17 protein-coding genes are annotated in these 15,509 nt (G+C 37.3%); 8 read left to right on the plus strand and 9 right to left on the minus strand.

Going from position 1 to position 15,509, the window contains the following annotated elements:
• Positions 1-21: 21 nt before the first annotated feature.
• Complete coding sequence (locus tag HME9304_RS03620) at positions 22-516, minus strand: YkgJ family cysteine cluster protein (RefSeq protein ID WP_112377292.1); 495 nt, start codon at positions 514-516, stop codon at positions 22-24.
• 84 nt (positions 517-600) lie between these two features.
• Here HME9304_RS03620 and HME9304_RS03625 point away from each other — a divergent pair, with 84 nt between their 5' ends.
• Positions 601-1,311, plus strand: a complete 711-nt coding sequence (locus tag HME9304_RS03625; RefSeq protein ID WP_112377293.1) for a class I SAM-dependent methyltransferase — start codon at positions 601-603, stop codon at positions 1,309-1,311.
• 42 nt (positions 1,312-1,353) lie between these two features.
• Positions 1,354-2,223 (plus strand): hypothetical protein, encoded by an 870-nt coding sequence (locus HME9304_RS03630; RefSeq protein ID WP_112377294.1) that lies wholly within the window; start codon positions 1,354-1,356, stop codon positions 2,221-2,223.
• Between the two features lie 9 nt (positions 2,224-2,232).
• On the opposite strand, the gene HME9304_RS03635 is transcribed toward HME9304_RS03630, so the two are convergent.
• Both HME9304_RS03635 and HME9304_RS03640 read right to left on the minus strand, forming a co-directional pair.
• The gene (locus HME9304_RS03635) at positions 2,233-2,865 is read right to left on the minus strand and encodes a 7-carboxy-7-deazaguanine synthase QueE (protein ID WP_112377295.1); all 633 of its coding nucleotides are present in this window, start codon (positions 2,863-2,865) and stop codon (positions 2,233-2,235) included.
• A 97-nt stretch (positions 2,866-2,962) separates the two neighbouring features.
• Positions 2,963-3,415 carry a Rid family detoxifying hydrolase gene (locus HME9304_RS03640; protein WP_112377296.1) on the minus strand — a complete coding sequence of 151 codons (453 nt, stop codon included), beginning with the start codon at positions 3,413-3,415 and terminating at the stop codon, positions 2,963-2,965.
• A gap of 56 nt (positions 3,416-3,471) precedes the next feature.
• Here HME9304_RS03640 and HME9304_RS03645 point away from each other — a divergent pair, with 56 nt between their 5' ends.
• Both HME9304_RS03645 and HME9304_RS03650 read left to right on the plus strand, forming a co-directional pair.
• On the plus strand, positions 3,472-4,983 hold the full coding sequence (locus tag HME9304_RS03645) for a helicase HerA-like domain-containing protein (RefSeq protein ID WP_112377297.1): 1,512 nt from the start codon (positions 3,472-3,474) through the stop codon (positions 4,981-4,983).
• 15 nt (positions 4,984-4,998) lie between these two features.
• Positions 4,999-5,547: a hypothetical protein gene (locus HME9304_RS03650; RefSeq protein WP_112377298.1), complete on the plus strand. Its 549-nt coding sequence runs from the start codon at positions 4,999-5,001 to the stop codon at positions 5,545-5,547.
• A gap of 13 nt (positions 5,548-5,560) precedes the next feature.
• On the opposite strand, the gene HME9304_RS03655 is transcribed toward HME9304_RS03650, so the two are convergent.
• A complete protein-coding gene (locus HME9304_RS03655) occupies positions 5,561-5,983 on the minus strand; it encodes a winged helix-turn-helix transcriptional regulator (RefSeq protein ID WP_112377299.1) in 423 nt (140 codons plus the stop codon).
• 96 nt (positions 5,984-6,079) lie between these two features.
• Here HME9304_RS03655 and HME9304_RS03660 point away from each other — a divergent pair, with 96 nt between their 5' ends.
• Complete coding sequence (locus tag HME9304_RS03660) at positions 6,080-6,919, plus strand: alpha/beta hydrolase (RefSeq protein ID WP_112377300.1); 840 nt, start codon at positions 6,080-6,082, stop codon at positions 6,917-6,919.
• A gap of 35 nt (positions 6,920-6,954) precedes the next feature.
• Entirely contained in the window at positions 6,955-7,377 is a 423-nt protein-coding gene (locus HME9304_RS03665) for a VOC family protein (protein ID WP_112377301.1), read from the plus strand.
• A 701-nt stretch (positions 7,378-8,078) separates the two neighbouring features.
• Here HME9304_RS03665 and HME9304_RS03675 read toward each other — a convergent pair.
• Both HME9304_RS03675 and HME9304_RS03680 read right to left on the minus strand, forming a co-directional pair.
• Entirely contained in the window at positions 8,079-8,702 is a 624-nt protein-coding gene (locus HME9304_RS03675) for a DUF2306 domain-containing protein (RefSeq protein WP_112377302.1), read from the minus strand.
• A 3-nt stretch (positions 8,703-8,705) separates the two neighbouring features.
• The gene (locus HME9304_RS03680) at positions 8,706-10,433 is read right to left on the minus strand and encodes an alpha/beta hydrolase-fold protein (RefSeq protein WP_112377303.1); all 1,728 of its coding nucleotides are present in this window, start codon (positions 10,431-10,433) and stop codon (positions 8,706-8,708) included.
• Positions 10,434-10,579: 146 nt separating this feature from the next.
• Here HME9304_RS03680 and HME9304_RS17205 point away from each other — a divergent pair, with 146 nt between their 5' ends.
• Positions 10,580-10,714, plus strand: coding sequence for a hypothetical protein (locus HME9304_RS17205; RefSeq protein ID WP_262510370.1), 135 nt, complete (start codon positions 10,580-10,582; stop codon positions 10,712-10,714).
• Between the two features lie 4 nt (positions 10,715-10,718).
• Here the strand turns inward: HME9304_RS17205 and HME9304_RS03685 are convergent, their stop codons facing one another.
• The 3 genes from HME9304_RS03685 to HME9304_RS03695 form a co-directional block, all read right to left on the minus strand.
• Positions 10,719-11,603 (minus strand): bifunctional 5,10-methylenetetrahydrofolate dehydrogenase/5,10-methenyltetrahydrofolate cyclohydrolase, encoded by an 885-nt coding sequence (locus HME9304_RS03685; protein WP_112377304.1) that lies wholly within the window; start codon positions 11,601-11,603, stop codon positions 10,719-10,721.
• Between the two features lie 143 nt (positions 11,604-11,746).
• Positions 11,747-13,075, minus strand: a complete 1,329-nt coding sequence (gene ffh / locus HME9304_RS03690) for a signal recognition particle protein (RefSeq protein ID WP_112377305.1) — start codon at positions 13,073-13,075, stop codon at positions 11,747-11,749.
• A gap of 281 nt (positions 13,076-13,356) precedes the next feature.
• Complete coding sequence (locus tag HME9304_RS03695) at positions 13,357-14,730, minus strand: hypothetical protein (protein WP_112377306.1); 1,374 nt, start codon at positions 14,728-14,730, stop codon at positions 13,357-13,359.
• Positions 14,731-14,845: 115 nt separating this feature from the next.
• Between HME9304_RS03695 and HME9304_RS03700 the strand changes: the two genes are divergently transcribed.
• Positions 14,846-15,343 carry an RNA polymerase sigma factor gene (locus HME9304_RS03700; protein ID WP_112377307.1) on the plus strand — a complete coding sequence of 166 codons (498 nt, stop codon included), beginning with the start codon at positions 14,846-14,848 and terminating at the stop codon, positions 15,341-15,343.
• Positions 15,344-15,509: the final 166 nt, after the last annotated feature.

Raw genomic sequence — 15,509 nt, forward strand, 5'->3', positions numbered from 1 at the left:
AGTACCAAATATAAGAAATCATCAAAATTTGATTGTCTTTTTCATTTTCTCAACGATATTGAACGCAGCAGGACAAATAGTAACATTCTTCAAGGTAAGATTTGATATCTGATGAAACTTTTTTCGGTCTGTGTGCGGAAATTCCCGACATGCTTTCGGACGCACCGTATAAATGGAACAGTAATTATCAGCTCCCAAAAAAGTACATGGGACTCCTTTTAGAACATAATCGTTTTCTTCATCTACCCTTAAGAATTTGTCAATAAATTTTGAAGGTTTCATTCTAAAGTACTTGGCTATACGGCCAATATCGGTATTGGTAAAAAGAGGCCCTGTTGTCTTACAGCAATTGGCACAAGTAAGACAATCTGTTTGTTCAAACTCTTCATTATGAAGATTCTGCATGGTATAATCCAAATCTTTTGGAGGCCTTTTTTTAAGCTTCGTAAAAAATCTTCTGTTCTCCGCATGTTTTTCCTCGGCTTTCTTAGGTAACTGTTCAAGACGTTGCTGCATAGTAGGGCAAACTTAAAAAATTGAATTCCATTAAACCATTATATATGATTAAAGTCCCACTTTTGTACCATGTTATTACAGAATATGGAAGATATAATTGGAAATGCCCTTTTGGACTATCAAGCTGGTAAGCACACAGAAGATATTACAACGTACTCATCTCTTGATGAGGTTGATTCCATTCTCCTGCCCTATCTCTTTCGCAGCTTTGATGAAATGCCACGATTAGAGCAAAAAGCATTGGAATTGGCAAAAGGAAATGTTCTTGATATTGGCTGTGGTGCTGGAAGTCATACATTATATCTTCAAAATAAGGGGTTGAATGTTTCTGCTTTGGATTCATCAAAAGGAGCGATGAAAGTTTGCGAAAAAAGAGGTGTAAAAAAAATGATTCACAGCAAAATTCTTGATTTTGAATATTTCAAATTCGATACGCTCTTATTGCTCATGAATGGAATTGGTCTTGCTGGAAAAATTATTGATTTAGGCTATTTTTTAAAGCACTTAAAAACTTTATTGAATCCAAACGGTCAAATATTATTGGATTCAAGTGATATTATTTACATGTTCGACAAAGATGAGGATGGAGGGTTTTGGGTTCCCGATACTGGAAGTTATTATGGGGAGGTAACTTTTACCATGGAATATAAAGGACAGAAAAGTTCACCTTTTGAGTGGCTCTATATTGATTTCAATACGTTAAAAAAAGTCTGTAAAAGCAATGGTTTTAATTGTGAACTCGTAAGTAAGGGCAAACATTACGACTATTTAGCAAAACTTTCGTTAAGTGTATAATAGATTTTACCGCATGTCGTTTTCATTATATATCTTTTCCCTATGAAAAAGAAAACCCTTTTTATAATGATTTTTTGTCTAGGATTCGTGTTTAGCTGTTCTAACGATTCCGATGATTCCGAGACAATAACCGTAAGAGTTGATAGGTCAGCAAATCTATTGGCAACGGGAGCCTCCGCCAACGATATTTTATCCAATGCAAATTTTGATGAACTGCGAATTGAAATAGGTTTTGTTACAGGATTCAGGCCTACCCAAACAGCTATGAACAATTTTGTTGATTTTCTACGGGACAGGACTTTTAAACAGGACATTGAAATCATTTACACCGAGTTGCCCTCTCCAAATGAAGAAACTTTGGTATTGGAAGAGATTGCGGATTTGGAGGAAGAAAACAGAACTGCATATAATGATGGAAGCACTTTGGCCATTTACATTTATTTTGCCGATGCCCCTTCTGATGGTGACGATTTAGATGAAGGTCTGGTCACTTTGGGCGCTGTATACCAGAATACATCTATGATCATCTACGAATCCACTATACGCAATCTTGCCAGCAGAAGTTCTTTGGTAAGTGTTACAGAACTGGAAACGGCCACTTTAAATCATGAGTTTGGACATCTGTTTGGATTGGTGAACTTGGGAACTGATGCCATTAATGACCATGAAGATCCAGAAGCTGATAATCATTGCATAGTGGATGGTTGCCTCATGCGGGCACAATTGCAATTTGGTGCTACGGCAAGAACACAAAATTTAACCGGGAAAGCTTCGACTATTCGATCTGCGTGTAATCTAAACGGAAATTCGGTACTTAAAATACTGGAAAGTAATGTTTCTAGAGGATTCGCTGCGGTGCCGTTACTTGATGCTGAATGTCTTCTAGATCTTGAGAGTAACGGAGGTCGTTAGTAACACCTGTTAAGGTATATTTAAATATTTGTGGGTCTGTAAGGATACTTTCCATTTTGGATTCTTCATGACATAGTCTACGATTTCTGGAACCATTTTATCACGAACACTCCATTCTGGCTGTAAATATAAAATACAATCTTCGCTTACTTGTGCGGCTTGCTCTTCAGCAAAAATAAAATCATGTTTGTTATAAACAATGATTTTAAGTTCGTTTGCCAAGGCATAAATTTTGTTCTTGGGAAGTTTGTTCTTTTTTGGTGAGAGACATATCCAATCCCATTTGCCCGTTAGTGGATAGGCCCCTGAAGTTTCGATATGAATCTGTAGGTTTTTGTTCTTTAGTCCAGAGGTCAAGGGACCCATATCCCAAGTAAGGGGTTCTCCACCAGTTATTACTATGATATTCGAATATTTTGAGGCATTATCAATTATACGCTCTATTGCGGTGGGTGGATGCGTCTCAGCATTCCAGCTTTCTTTTACATCGCACCAATGACAGCCAACATCACAACCTCCAACTCTAATAAAATAAGCAGCAGTACCTTTGTGGTATCCCTCTCCCTGAATGGTATAGAATTCTTCCATTAGTGGAAGCATTAATCCCTTACCGACCAAATCCATGACCTTTTCTGAAACCATTTTGCAAAGATAGTTCGGTTGGCTGGATTTTTTGATGGTAGTAGTTGAGGAATCAACCCTTACAATTGAAATTGCTTGATTTCTTAAAGGTCTTTAGCTATCGTACAGCTACCACCTCTATCTCAATTTTGGCATCTCTTGCCAATCCACTCGCGGCAAAAGTAGTTCTTGCAGGTTTTTTTGTAAAAAACTTGGAATATACCTCATTAAAATCTCCAAAATCTTCCATGGTGCTTAAAATCACGGTGCATTTTACAACATTCCCCAACTTCATATCATGTTGTGCCAAAACTGCTTCAATATTTTTAATCACCTGTTCGGTCTCGCCTTTAATTCCGCCATCAACCATTGTTCTGGTAGTGTGGTCCATCCCTATTTGGCCCGCCAAAAAGAATAGGTTCCCTGCTTGTACGGCATCACTGAAAGGAGCATTTTGTTTTTTAACTTCGTGAGATTTGTGAAAAACAATTTCTGTGGTATCCTGAGCGTATGAAGTAGTACATATTCCCACTGTCAAAATGAAAAGAAAAATACGATGAATCGGTTTCATGGTGCAAGTTTTAAATTTGCTTAAAATTACCCTATTTTTATCGGAAATTGAAGTCCATGGGCAGCAAAGAGGAATTCTTTGAACATATAGAAAAAGGCTACACAACAAAAGGGGACTTTATAACCATGGGCTCAGGAATGCTGAATGGAGAAACAGTGACCAATGCCTTTGTGAAAATTCCTTTGAAAACCCTCAATAGGCATGGATTGATTGCCGGAGCCACAGGTACGGGAAAGACAAAGACGCTTCAAGTGATTGCGGAAAATTTATCGGACAAGGGGATTCCCGTATTATTGATGGACCTTAAGGGTGATTTGAGCGGAATAGCCCAACCGAGCCCTGGCCATCCAAAAATAGAGGAGCGCCATGAGAAGATAGGAATCCCTTTTAATGCAAGTGCTTTTCCTGTCGAAATTTTATCCCTATCCGAACAGGATGGTGTCCGTTTGCGCGCTACGGTGTCCGAATTTGGCCCTGTTCTACTTTCAAGGATTTTAGACCTAACTGTCACACAAGAAGGAATTGTTGCCGTTGTATTTAAATATTGCGATGACAATAAGTTACCGCTGTTGGACCTAAAAGATTTTAAGAAAGTATTGCAATATGCCACGGGTGAGGGCAAAAAAGAGTTTCAAGCTTCCTATGGTCGCATCTCCACTAGTTCTACAGGAACAATTTTAAGGAAAATCATAGAGCTGGAACAGCAGGGAGCAGATATGTTCTTTGGTGAAAAATCTTTTGAAGTCGATGATTTGGTCCGAATCGATGAAAATGGCAGAGGCTACATCAATATTATTCGTCTTACGGATATCCAAGATAGGCCCAAGCTATTTTCAACATTTATGCTCAGCCTTTTGGCCGAAATCTACAGTACGTTTCCAGAACAGGGCGATAGCGACAGACCCGAGTTGATTCTTTTTATTGATGAAGCGCATCTTATTTTCAAAGAAGCTTCCAAAGCACTTTTGGATCAAATTGAAAGTATCGTAAAATTGATTAGATCTAAGGGTATCGGACTGTATTTTGTAACCCAAAATCCTACGGACGTACCGGATGATGTTTTGGCGCAATTGGGACTTAAAGTGCAACATGCGCTCAGGGCTTTTACAGCAAAAGACAGAAAGGCCATCAAACTTACCGCTGAAAATTATCCAGATTCTGAATTTTATGACACAAAAGAGGTGCTGACCTCATTGGGAATAGGCGAAGCCTTGATTTCCGCCTTGGATGAAAAAGGCAGACCTACCCCATTGGCGGCAACCATGCTACGAGCTCCGATGAGCAGGATGGATGTTTTGACAAATGCTGAACTGAAAGAAACTTTGGGCAAATCAAAATTGATAAAAAAATACAACGAGGATATTGATAGGGAAAGTGCCTATGAAATCCTGAATGAAAAAATAGAAATTGCTGAGAAAGAGGCGGAAAAAGTGAAAGAAAGAAAAGCAACTTCAAAAAGAAGCACCTCTAGCCGTAGGAGTACACGAATGAACCCCGTTGTAAAGGTTTTGACCAGTGCTACATTTATTCGCGGTGTACTCGGAGTTTTAAAAAAAGTTATTCGTTAGTTAGCTATCAGTAAAATGAAAAAAAAACAATTGATTTTTGGTTTTTTAGGTCTCCTATTTTCCTTTGGATGTGAAGAAAAAGATACTACATTCTTAATTACGGAAAATAGTATTGGTCCACTTTTGAGTACAACCCCAATTGATGATTTGGAAACCATTTATGCTCAAGATTCCATTGTAAAAGATACCTTAAGGTTAAATATTGGAACAAAGAACAAGAAAATCAAGATTTTTGAAAAAGGCGGAAAACATTTACTAACACTCAGTCCAAATCTTGATAGTGTGCCTACCGTAGAAAATATAAGAATATTTGATCCGCGTTATAAAACGGAGAAAGGTATAGGCCTAAACAGCAGATTTGGAGAAATTCAGCAAAACTATAACTTTAAAAAAGTGGTCACTACGTTGAACAGTATAGTTGTTTTTCCAAAAGCGAGCAATTTTTATTTTACTATAGACCGTAAAGAATTACCCTCTAATCTGCAATATACCAATAAGGATATTGAAGCGGTTCAGATTCCAAACGATGCGAAATTGAAATATCTTATGCTTGGGTGGGAATAGCTTTTTTAATTTATTAAACCAATCCATATCTTTCACGGTTGGCAATTACCTTGGGGCTATTGGTCTGCATCCATTCCGTAAGTTCCAAAAGTTTCTCTACATAAGATTGCCCAAAATCTGTAAGTCTATATTCCACACGTATCGGTACTTCGGCATAGGCTTTTCTTGAAATATATCCATCTGCCTCCAAGACCTTCAAGCGTTGGCTCAAGACTTTATTGGATATCCCATAAACATATTTCTTTAGCTTGTTAAATCGCATTACTGGAAAGTATCCCAGCCATAGGATGATTAAAGTACTCCACTGATCTGATGCCACTGACATAACATCCCTTACTGGGCAGAGTTCCGGAGGATGCTTGAAATCAATATGCCCAAACATTTTTTCTAACTTTTTTACAGTTCTAACTTTCTGATTATCAACTACAGTTTCCATATTTACACTTGATTTGTTTTTAGTAACGCTATTTATTTTGAAAAGTAATCTGTATTTTTAATTTCCTTTATAGAGTAAGTTACAAAAAGTAACCAGATGAAAAAACATATTTTGGCAATACTTCCACTTGTATATGGAAAGTATTTCAATACGCTCTCACTTTTTGCGCCACAAAAAACGGCCAAAAAGGCATTCAACCTATTTTGCACGGTTAGAAAAGGACGGGTGTTGCCCCAACAAAAAAAATATTTGGACCCAGTTAAAAATACAATGGAACAAATAGCAGGACATCGGCTGCAGTCTTACCACTGGTCAGGTGATAAAGAAACCGTTTTACTCGTTCATGGGTGGGAAAGTAATACTTATCGTTGGAGAAATCTTATAGAGAAGTTACAAAACGCTAATTTTGACATCATCGCTTTTGATGCACCTTCGCATGGTTACTCTTCGGGAAATAAACTGTATGTTCCTTTATATGAAGAAGCGGTACAGTATATGATAAAAAAGTATAATCCCAAATATCTTATTGGGCATTCTGTTGGCGGAATGACGCTCATGTACAACGAATATAAAAATCCAAATCCCACAGTTGAAAGAATTGTTGTTATTGGTGCTCCTTCAGAATTTCATGAAATCATGGAACATTACCAAAGTCTGTTAAAGTTTAATGATAGGGTGATGAAAGCTTTGGATGCATATATCTTTAAGCGGTTTGGGTTTCATATCCGTGATTTTTCGACATCAAAATTTGCTTTAAAAAATACAAAAAAGGGCCTATTGTTCCATGATAGATTTGATTTAATAGCTCCCTACCATGCTTCTGAAAAAGTACATGAAAATTGGAGAAACAGTAAACTGGTCACTACTGAAGGTTTGGGACATTCTATGCACCAAGAAGAAGTCAACAATCAAATTGTTGAATTTTTGCAAGCTTGATAAAGAAATCCTACTTTTCGGGAAAAGTATAAATTATGCAAAATATTGCTCCTTTTCATGTTGCAATTCCAGTTCACAATTTAGATGAGTGCAGAACTTTTTATAGAGATGTGCTGGAGTGTGAGGAAGGCCGTAGTAGCGACCTCTGGGTAGATTTTAGCTTGTTCGGCCACCAAGTCGTTATTCATTATAAACCAAAATCGAAAGAAGAATTGCACACAAACGCAGTGGACGGAAAAAATGTTCCTGTGCCACATTACGGTGTAGTTTTACCGTGGGATACTTTTCAGTCTTTTTCCAAAAAATTAAAATCCAAAGGTGTTGAGTTTGTTATTGAGCCCTATGTAAGGTTTGAAGGCGAGGTTGGTGAACAAGCTACCATGTTTTTTATGGACCCTTCGGGTAATGCCCTAGAGTTTAAAGCATTTAAAGATGTTGGGCAATTGTTCGCAAAGTGAATAATTTGTAGTAATTCTAATTTTTAGACAAGAGAACTATAATTTTAAAGATGGGATTCACGCTATGGAAAAAGTTTATAAATATCCTTTTTCTTTAAAATTCTCACAAGTTCAAGCCTATTCCCTTCTTTGTAAAGACCTATACGGTATACACCCAAACGGATTCGGTAAGCTTGTGGATGTCCCTTAATCTTGTAAATATTCTTGATATTGGAAAGGGTGGCTGCGTCTTCAAGTTCTAAAATGATATGTTTTAATTTCGCCTTTATTTTTTATTCGCTACTTTTTCCAAATCCTTCTGAAAACTTTTTAAAAAGACAACATTCATTCGTCCAATAAATTCATAATAGATTCACAATCTATGGTTCCGTTTCTATCCGCTTGCTGCATTAGCAATAGTAATCCCAAATCTTCCTTTTTCTCATCCAATAAATTTTCAAAACGCTCACGTTCCTTTTGTTCTACAAAAAAACCGCTTTCTCCATAAGTGCTTTAACACTCATATCTTCAAAGGTTGAAAAGAATCTAAAGTTTCATTAATATGGATTCATCAATATCAATATTTTTTCTCATAGTGAACGTATCAATATTTTATTCTTGTTTCAAGTATACCATTTGTATATAATATACTCTATATATTCAAAATGTATTTGTGTGTTTTATGAATAGCTTTAAGAGGAATAGTCGTTTATAAAATAAGTTTACGCCAAAATAATGCCCTTTTTTCGAATCCAAAAGAAGGCAAATATCATGTTTGGTATCCAACAAAGCCAAGCCACTATTTTGTATGCAGGTAAAAATGCTCCAAAAACTACAGTTAAAAGTGGTAACCAAATTCGAAGCGTGACTGCTGCAAAACATGCCGCATAGCTATAAATCATCATGCCTTGGTGCAATGTTAAATCCTTTGATTTTACTGCCATGTAAGCCCTAAATGTCGTATATAACCATATAATGCCCAAACAGAGGAATCCAATCGTAGTAATAAGTCCTCCCGTAGCAAAAAAAGCAATGTAGATACCACATATACCGCTGACCATAGCTGCAACAACATATATTTTACCAAGATTGCGGTGGAGCCTCAAATTTTTTGAACGAATTTTTTTACTGAATTGGGACCATCCCGTCATTAATGCCAACCCACCAAAAGTTATGTGTCCATAAAAACCAATATTCCAAATAACATTTGATAAGAGTTCAGGAGTTTTTGAAAGCAACAGACCTATATCCTTACCCGCGAATACATAAGTTAGCGGATAAAGCCCCACACCCAATGCCAAAAAGGCAAAAATGAACCAAGCTACCTTGTTCGTCGAATTTTTCATCGCTTATTTGTATCTCCAGCTTTTTAAGTCGGCACCTTTTGGGGCACTTTCTGCAATACGGTTCATGATTTTGGGCACATACATACTATTATAACGCATACGGGTAATATGGTTGGGCAATTCTGGATCCCCGTTCCAGCAGTGTTCTGCTCTATCCCCATACAGTACTTCACCCTCATAATAGGGGTCTGTAGTACTCTCAAGAAAATCTTCCATTAAATAAACCGCATTGTTCAAATAGTAATTGTCCATATCGCCACAATAGATATGAATCTTTCCTTTTAAATTATCGCCCAATTTGTTCCAGTCCCGTTCCAGAATGTGTCTGAGATCAAAATTCTCGCGCCAATAATCTGCTACTTTTGGATTGATATCTCCTGTCATTTTATCCCAAATGCGTTCTGGGTAGCCATCTTCTCCCTGTGGTGAATATGTGGCTTCCCAAATATCCCATTGTTGACCGGAGCGTGATTTGGTTCCCAAAACCAATTCCAAATGATTGTACTCTCGGGTAGTGGTCTGAACATGGCCTAAATAATCCCGATGTGCTGGAACTTCTATTTTTTTGTGGTCACTATCATAGTAATAAGCATTTTTATCTTCATAAATATTGGTCAAACAATAGGCCCTAAAATCTATTGGGTCCGGGCAAGCTGCAAAACAGCCATTATACTCCTCTGGGTATTTTACCTGAACTGCCAACGCCTCCCAGCCACCTGTAGAACCTCCGTATAAAAATCGTGACCAACCTTCTCCCATACCTCTAAACTTTTCCTCAATATATGGAATCAACTCATGGGTAATTGCATCACCATATGGTCCCTGACTGGCGGAATTTACTGCGTAAGAATCATCGTAATAAGGCGTAGGATGTTGAATTTCAATAATAAGAAACCTAGGGAAGTCCGGTTCGTTCCAACGTTTATAGAAGTCATAAGCCTCTTGTTGTTGAACAATATTGTAACCTTCTACACCAAAGCGCTCAGAATACTCAGGTTTTGTACTTGGGTCTGGCGGTGTCGTTCTGAATCCCCCAAAATCATCAGGAAAATGACCATGGAAAATCATTAGGGGATATTTGGCTTCCGGATGTTCTTCAAAACCTTTGGGAAGGAGGACATGAGCCCCCAAATACATATCCCTTCCCCAAAAATCAGAGAGTTTTTTTGATTTTATTTTGATGTGTTTAATCCATTTGGTGTCTTTAGCCTCTTCAATTGGAGGAATTACCTTGTTCATAACAACATCAACATCTTGAATACCATTTTCACCAACAGTAATCTTAAAGGGTTCGCTATAAAGATTTCCAGGGGATTTATTCCATTGCTGTCCTTCACCGTTGTCCATGGGCAAACTAACGGTATGGCCCGTAGACAAGTTAAATGTTTCGTATGTATGTAATAGTGCTTGGACATTATACTCGCCTTGCGGTACTTCTTTTAAGCTCGAGTACGGAAACCCGAAAATCGAATCATCAAAAATTATATTATCTCCCGCTTTCATGTCCTCTACATCCATACCAAAAATCAATTGGGCACCAAGACCTGCATTAATTTGAAAACGAGGTTCATCTTCATCATTTGTGGAAAGCATCAATAACAGACGTCCATCCAATGAATCACCACTGGCATCATTTGAGAATGAAACCGAGATACGGTTTGTAGTATCCTTTTGGGTACAAGAAGAAAAAATAATTAAAAAAGATAAGTACAGGTAAGCTTGAATTTTCATGATTGGTTTATTTTAAACAAAAGATACTCAATTTAACAACCCTGTTCAAACCAATTTTCGCATCTGGATACAATTGATACTATTTTCTCTTTTTTAAACGTTATATATGTAATAATCATAGGGTACCATACCTACTAAATTACCAAATGATGAAAGAAGTTTTACTGATTATAACGGTATTGTTTTCTTCTTTTGCAGTTACAAGCTGCACAAATGACGAGGATGATCAGGACCTAGAAATATTGACCCCAGAAGAAGAGACACAATTAAAGAAGAAATAAGTGCTTATTTCTTCATTCTATGGCGCTCACGTGCCAATAAGGTGTTTTTTAACAGCATGGCTATGGTCATAGGGCCTACGCCTCCAGGTACCGGTGTTATGTAAGATGCTTTTTTACTGACGTTTTCAAAATCCACATCTCCAGTTATATAATATCCCCTTTCGCGCGAATCGTCTGGAACACGTGTTATCCCTACATCAATTATTACGGCATCATCCTTTACCATCTCGGCCTTTAAAAATTTGGGAACTCCCAGTGCAGAAATTACGATATCTGCCTGTGATATAATCTGAGTAATATTTTTGGTATGGCTATGTGTAAGCGTTACCGTAGAGTTACCGGGCCATCCTTTACGCCCCATTAAAATACTCATTGGCCTCCCTACAATATGGCTGCGACCGATTACTACGGTATGTTTTCCTTTGGTATCGACATTATAGCGTTCCAAAAGTTCCAATATTCCAAATGGGGTTGCGGGAATGAACGTACTCATATCCAGTGCCATTTTGCCAAAATTGGTTGGATGAAAACCATCAACATCCTTATCAGGATGAATAGCCATAATCACTTCTTGGGTATCGATTTGCTCCGGAAGTGGTAATTGTACTATGAATCCGTCAATATTTGTATCCTCATTAAGTTCCTCGATTTTTTTGAGCAGTTCCTGCTCGGAAGTCGTACTTGGCAAACGGATTAAGGTAGATTCAAAACCCACACGTTCGCATGAACGCACCTTACTGCCCACGTAAGTTAAACTTGCGCCATCGTTACCAACAATAACTGCTGCTAAATGGGGAACCTTTTCTCCCTTTTCCTTCATTTTTGCCACCTCTGCCGCAATTTCATTTTTTATGTCGTTGGATACTTTTTTTCCGTCTAGGATTTCCATTTGGATGGTTTATTTAAGTAACGAATTATAAACTACTGATTACTGACTACTGACTACTGACTACTGACTACTGACTACTGACTACTGACTACTGACTACTGACTACTGACTACTGACTACTGACTACTGACTACTAAGTGAAATTAACGCATGTTCTGCATCATCTGCATCATTTTCTTGCTACCACCACCTTGCATCATTTTCATCATTTTGCTCATTTGTTCAAACTGTTTTAATAACTGGTTCACTTCTTGTACAGTTCGCCCACTGCCCATGGCAATTCGTTTTTTCCTACTTGCATTTAACTTGGCTGGTGTAGAACGTTCATCAGGGGTCATAGAATGTATTATGGCTTCAATATGTTTGAAAGCATCATCATCAATATCCAATCCTTTCATGGCTTTTCCTGCACCAGGAATCATACCCATTAAGTCCTTCATATTGCCCATCTTCTTGATTTGCTGTATCTGGCTCAAGAAGTCATCGAATCCAAATTTATTTTTAGCAATTTTCTTTTGAATTTTTCGAGCTTGTTCTTCATCAAATTGTTCTTGTGCACGCTCGACCAAAGACACAACATCTCCCATTCCCAATATCCTATCCGCCATTCTTGAAGGATAGAAGACATCTATAGCCTCCATCTTTTCTCCAGTACCAATGAACTTGATAGGTTTGTCCACTACGGATTTTATGGAAATAGCAGCACCGCCCCTAGTATCACCATCTAATTTCGTCAAGATAACGCCGTCAAAATTTAAGATGTCATTGAAGGCTTTAGCAGTATTAACGGCATCTTGTCCTGTCATGGAATCAACTACAAACAAGGTTTCTTGGGGAGTTATAGCTTTATGAATGTTGGCAATTTCGTTCATCATTTGTTCATCTACTGCCAAACGACCTGCCGTATCAATGATTACTACGTTGCATCCTATTGTCTTTGCATATGCAATACCTGACTTTGCAATTGAAACGGGATCATTGTTTTCTCTATCTGAGAAAACCTCAACACCAATTTGTTCGCCTACTACATGCAATTGATCAATTGCTGCAGGGCGATAGACATCGCAAGCGACCAAAAGTGGTTTTTTGCTTTTTTTATTATTTAGATAGTTGGCCAATTTTCCTGAAAAGGTGGTTTTACCGGAACCTTGCAAGCCAGACATTAGAATTACGGAAGGGTTCCCCGTAAGATCAATTTCCTCTGCTTCTCCGCCCATTAACTCGGTCAACTCATCTTTTACAATTTTGACCATAAGTTGGCCAGGCTGTAAATTTGTAAGTACGTTTTGACCAAGTGCTTTTTCTTTAACACGATTGGTAAATTCCTTTGCTATCTTAAAGTTGACATCGGCATCCAAAAGGGCTCTTCGAACTTCTTTAAGAGTTTCCGCTACATTGATCTCCGTTATTTGTCCATGCCCCTTTAGGACGTGGAGTGCTTTGTCCAGCTTATCGCTTAAATTATCGAACATACTCCTGTTTAATTTTGAAGAAAGGCAAATTTAAGAATAACCTAGGGAACAAGAAGGAAACCGCTAGAAAAATATGGTCAGACAAAAGGCATTTGTTCCAATCTCTCTACAAAAAAAGTAGGTTGAAATTAAAGATAAAAACCTAACCCAATAGAACATTGAAAAACAAGGGTTTTGATAATTAGATAAATATTTGAATAAATTATGCATGAAAAACGCCTGTCTTTCGACAGGCGCTACTTAAATTATTGGGGCAAAAAAGCTGAAATTTTATAAAACTATCAATCGCAATCTTTTTCAATCACTAAAACTTCTTCTCCACGTTTTATTTCTAAACGGTCACTCCTGCAATCAATTATTACCCATTCGCCGATATAGTTTGCCAGTACCATGCTCAAGTCATTAAAGGTGAGCGTACCATTTTCAATTTCCCAGTTTCCTTCATCAACTACCGTTTCATTGGGATTTCGTACATGGATATTCATATTCGAAAAGTCCAAGGTCAAGTCTGTAAGGAAGCTGCCTTCTTCTGCATTGGCAACAATCCATTTACATCCGGACAAGTTGTTAACCACTTCCTCGTCCGTACAGGACTCCTTCTCATAATCACAGGCGCTTTCCAGTATTATCCTGTTGGCTCCATCTTTGAAAAGCTTTATTTTACCTTCACCAATCTCATATACAAACCATTCCAAATTTAAATCGACCACGTTTTCAAATTCTAGGGTCAGAGCAACTCTCCAATCTTTAATTTTTGACTCCCAAGTTCCAGAAAAAATAGCACCTGTTTTTTGTATTGTTACCGTACCGTCTTCATTGAACTGAATCAAGTTCTGTTCAAAATCGGATATCATATCAAGATTATCTCTCCATATACCTTCTATCCACCAAGGGCATTCAACCAAGAGATTATCCAAGCGCTCTTTTGTAAAATCGTCATCATTATAATCATTATCATCATCTTCATCACATTCGTCTTTTGCTCTTTCCAAAGCGTTGACCAATTCTGCATTGCTATCAACCATTATTTCAGTGCCATCAAACTTTTTTAAAGTCAATGGAAAGTTTATACTGATTAAAGCATTCTCTTCCAACTGGGCAAAAAATCTTCTCAATTCTGAATCCTTGTTAACTACGATCTCCCCAGTTTGTTGATTATCTATATTAAAAGTGAAAAGTGTTATCGGATATACAAAGTCAATACATTCAATATCATCATCACTGCCGCCTTCCAAGCAGACTGCAGCCAATTCTCGTAATCTTTCTTTGGTTTCAATTACAATTTCGGTAAAATCCGCAAGGGTAATTGTAATTGGGAAAAGAATGTCCAAAATATCTTGATCTATATCAACCTCATCAAAAATATTTTCTATGGTATGGAGGTCCTCCACAGCATCTATGGTAATCTGAATTCCATTGACCTCTACTGTATATGGAAAATTAATGGCTATACAACTTGCACCGTCCACTATATTATCAAAAGAACCATCTTTGGATGAAGTTTTCTTAATCAATGTGGCAGTGGATGAATTGGCGGTGATTGTTTCTTGGTCATCTACTCCAGCTACTTCCTCAAACTCTTCTTGACAGGCGCCAAAGCTAAGCGCCATTGCAAAAATAGCTGTGTAAAATAATTTGGTTATAAATTTTTTCATAACGATTTGGAATTTAGGGTTATACTACACCCCTAAAACAACTTCTTAAAAAAAAACCCTACTTACAATTTATTTTTTTAAAATACCTTTGGACAAAACTATAAAGCTTGTTTTAATGAACAACGTCTGTGAGGATCAGGTCTTCAGCTCAATATTCAGGGCTAACTCCAAAACGATTTTCAACTATATTTATTATAAGTTCGGTAATGAGGAAAAGGCAAGTGACGCGGTTCAAGAAGCTTTTGTAAAGTTATGGGAAAACTGTGAAAAAGTCCTGCCAGAAAAAGCTAAATCCTACCTATACACTGTTGCGAACAATTTATATTTAAATGTAATCAAAGCAGAAAAAGTAAGATTAAAATATGCCAAGCCTACTCTAGAACATTCCAATGAATCTCCAGAATTCTTGCTAGAAGAAAAAGAATACAAAGCAAAATTGGACAAAGCATTGAACGATTTACCGGAAAACCAGAGAATAACGTTTCTGCTAAATAGAATTGATGGTAAAAAATATGCTGAAATTGCCGAAATGGAAGGGGTGAGCGTTAAAGCTATCGAAAAGAGAATGCATCTGGCATTAAAGCGTTTGAGAGAACAAATTGATGGGATTTAATGGAGTTAGGAGTTAGGAGTTAGGAGTTAGGAGTTAGGAATATTCAAAATCTTGATATCTTTCAACCTAAAAATATAATTATTTATCTATCAATGATTTGTATAAATTTCCATTTACATGTTCCAAGGAAATCCAGTAAATTGAAACTATCTTTAAATTCTTTGTT

This window comes from Flagellimonas maritima (genome assembly GCF_003269425.1).
Taxonomy (GTDB): domain Bacteria; phylum Bacteroidota; class Bacteroidia; order Flavobacteriales; family Flavobacteriaceae; genus Flagellimonas; species Flagellimonas maritima.

Excerpts from the sequence above, each read along its gene's own strand:
- HME9304_RS03680 (WP_112377303.1), bottom strand. The coding sequence starts at position 10,433 with ATGAAAATTCAAGCTTACCTGTACTTATCTTTTTTAATTATTTTTTCT.
- HME9304_RS03660 (WP_112377300.1), top strand. The coding sequence starts at position 6,080 with ATGAAAAAACATATTTTGGCAATACTTCCACTTGTATATGGAAAGTAT.
- HME9304_RS03635 (WP_112377295.1), bottom strand. The coding sequence starts at position 2,865 with ATGGTTTCAGAAAAGGTCATGGATTTGGTCGGTAAGGGATTAATGCTT.
- ffh (WP_112377305.1), bottom strand. The coding sequence starts at position 13,075 with ATGTTCGATAATTTAAGCGATAAGCTGGACAAAGCACTCCACGTCCTA.
- HME9304_RS03675 (WP_112377302.1), bottom strand. The coding sequence starts at position 8,702 with ATGAAAAATTCGACGAACAAGGTAGCTTGGTTCATTTTTGCCTTTTTG.
- HME9304_RS03650 (WP_112377298.1), top strand. The coding sequence starts at position 4,999 with ATGAAAAAAAAACAATTGATTTTTGGTTTTTTAGGTCTCCTATTTTCC.
- HME9304_RS03645 (WP_112377297.1), top strand. The coding sequence starts at position 3,472 with ATGGGCAGCAAAGAGGAATTCTTTGAACATATAGAAAAAGGCTACACA.
- HME9304_RS03685 (WP_112377304.1), bottom strand. The coding sequence starts at position 11,603 with ATGGAAATCCTAGACGGAAAAAAAGTATCCAACGACATAAAAAATGAA.
- HME9304_RS03665 (WP_112377301.1), top strand. The coding sequence starts at position 6,955 with ATGCAAAATATTGCTCCTTTTCATGTTGCAATTCCAGTTCACAATTTA.
- HME9304_RS03695 (WP_112377306.1), bottom strand. The coding sequence starts at position 14,730 with ATGAAAAAATTTATAACCAAATTATTTTACACAGCTATTTTTGCAATG.
- HME9304_RS03640 (WP_112377296.1), bottom strand. The coding sequence starts at position 3,415 with ATGAAACCGATTCATCGTATTTTTCTTTTCATTTTGACAGTGGGAATA.
- HME9304_RS03700 (WP_112377307.1), top strand. The coding sequence starts at position 14,846 with ATGAACAACGTCTGTGAGGATCAGGTCTTCAGCTCAATATTCAGGGCT.
- HME9304_RS03630 (WP_112377294.1), top strand. The coding sequence starts at position 1,354 with ATGAAAAAGAAAACCCTTTTTATAATGATTTTTTGTCTAGGATTCGTG.
- HME9304_RS03655 (WP_112377299.1), bottom strand. The coding sequence starts at position 5,983 with ATGGAAACTGTAGTTGATAATCAGAAAGTTAGAACTGTAAAAAAGTTA.
- HME9304_RS03620 (WP_112377292.1), bottom strand. The coding sequence starts at position 516 with ATGCAGCAACGTCTTGAACAGTTACCTAAGAAAGCCGAGGAAAAACAT.
- HME9304_RS03625 (WP_112377293.1), top strand. The coding sequence starts at position 601 with ATGGAAGATATAATTGGAAATGCCCTTTTGGACTATCAAGCTGGTAAG.
- HME9304_RS17205 (WP_262510370.1), top strand. The coding sequence starts at position 10,580 with ATGATGAAAGAAGTTTTACTGATTATAACGGTATTGTTTTCTTCTTTT.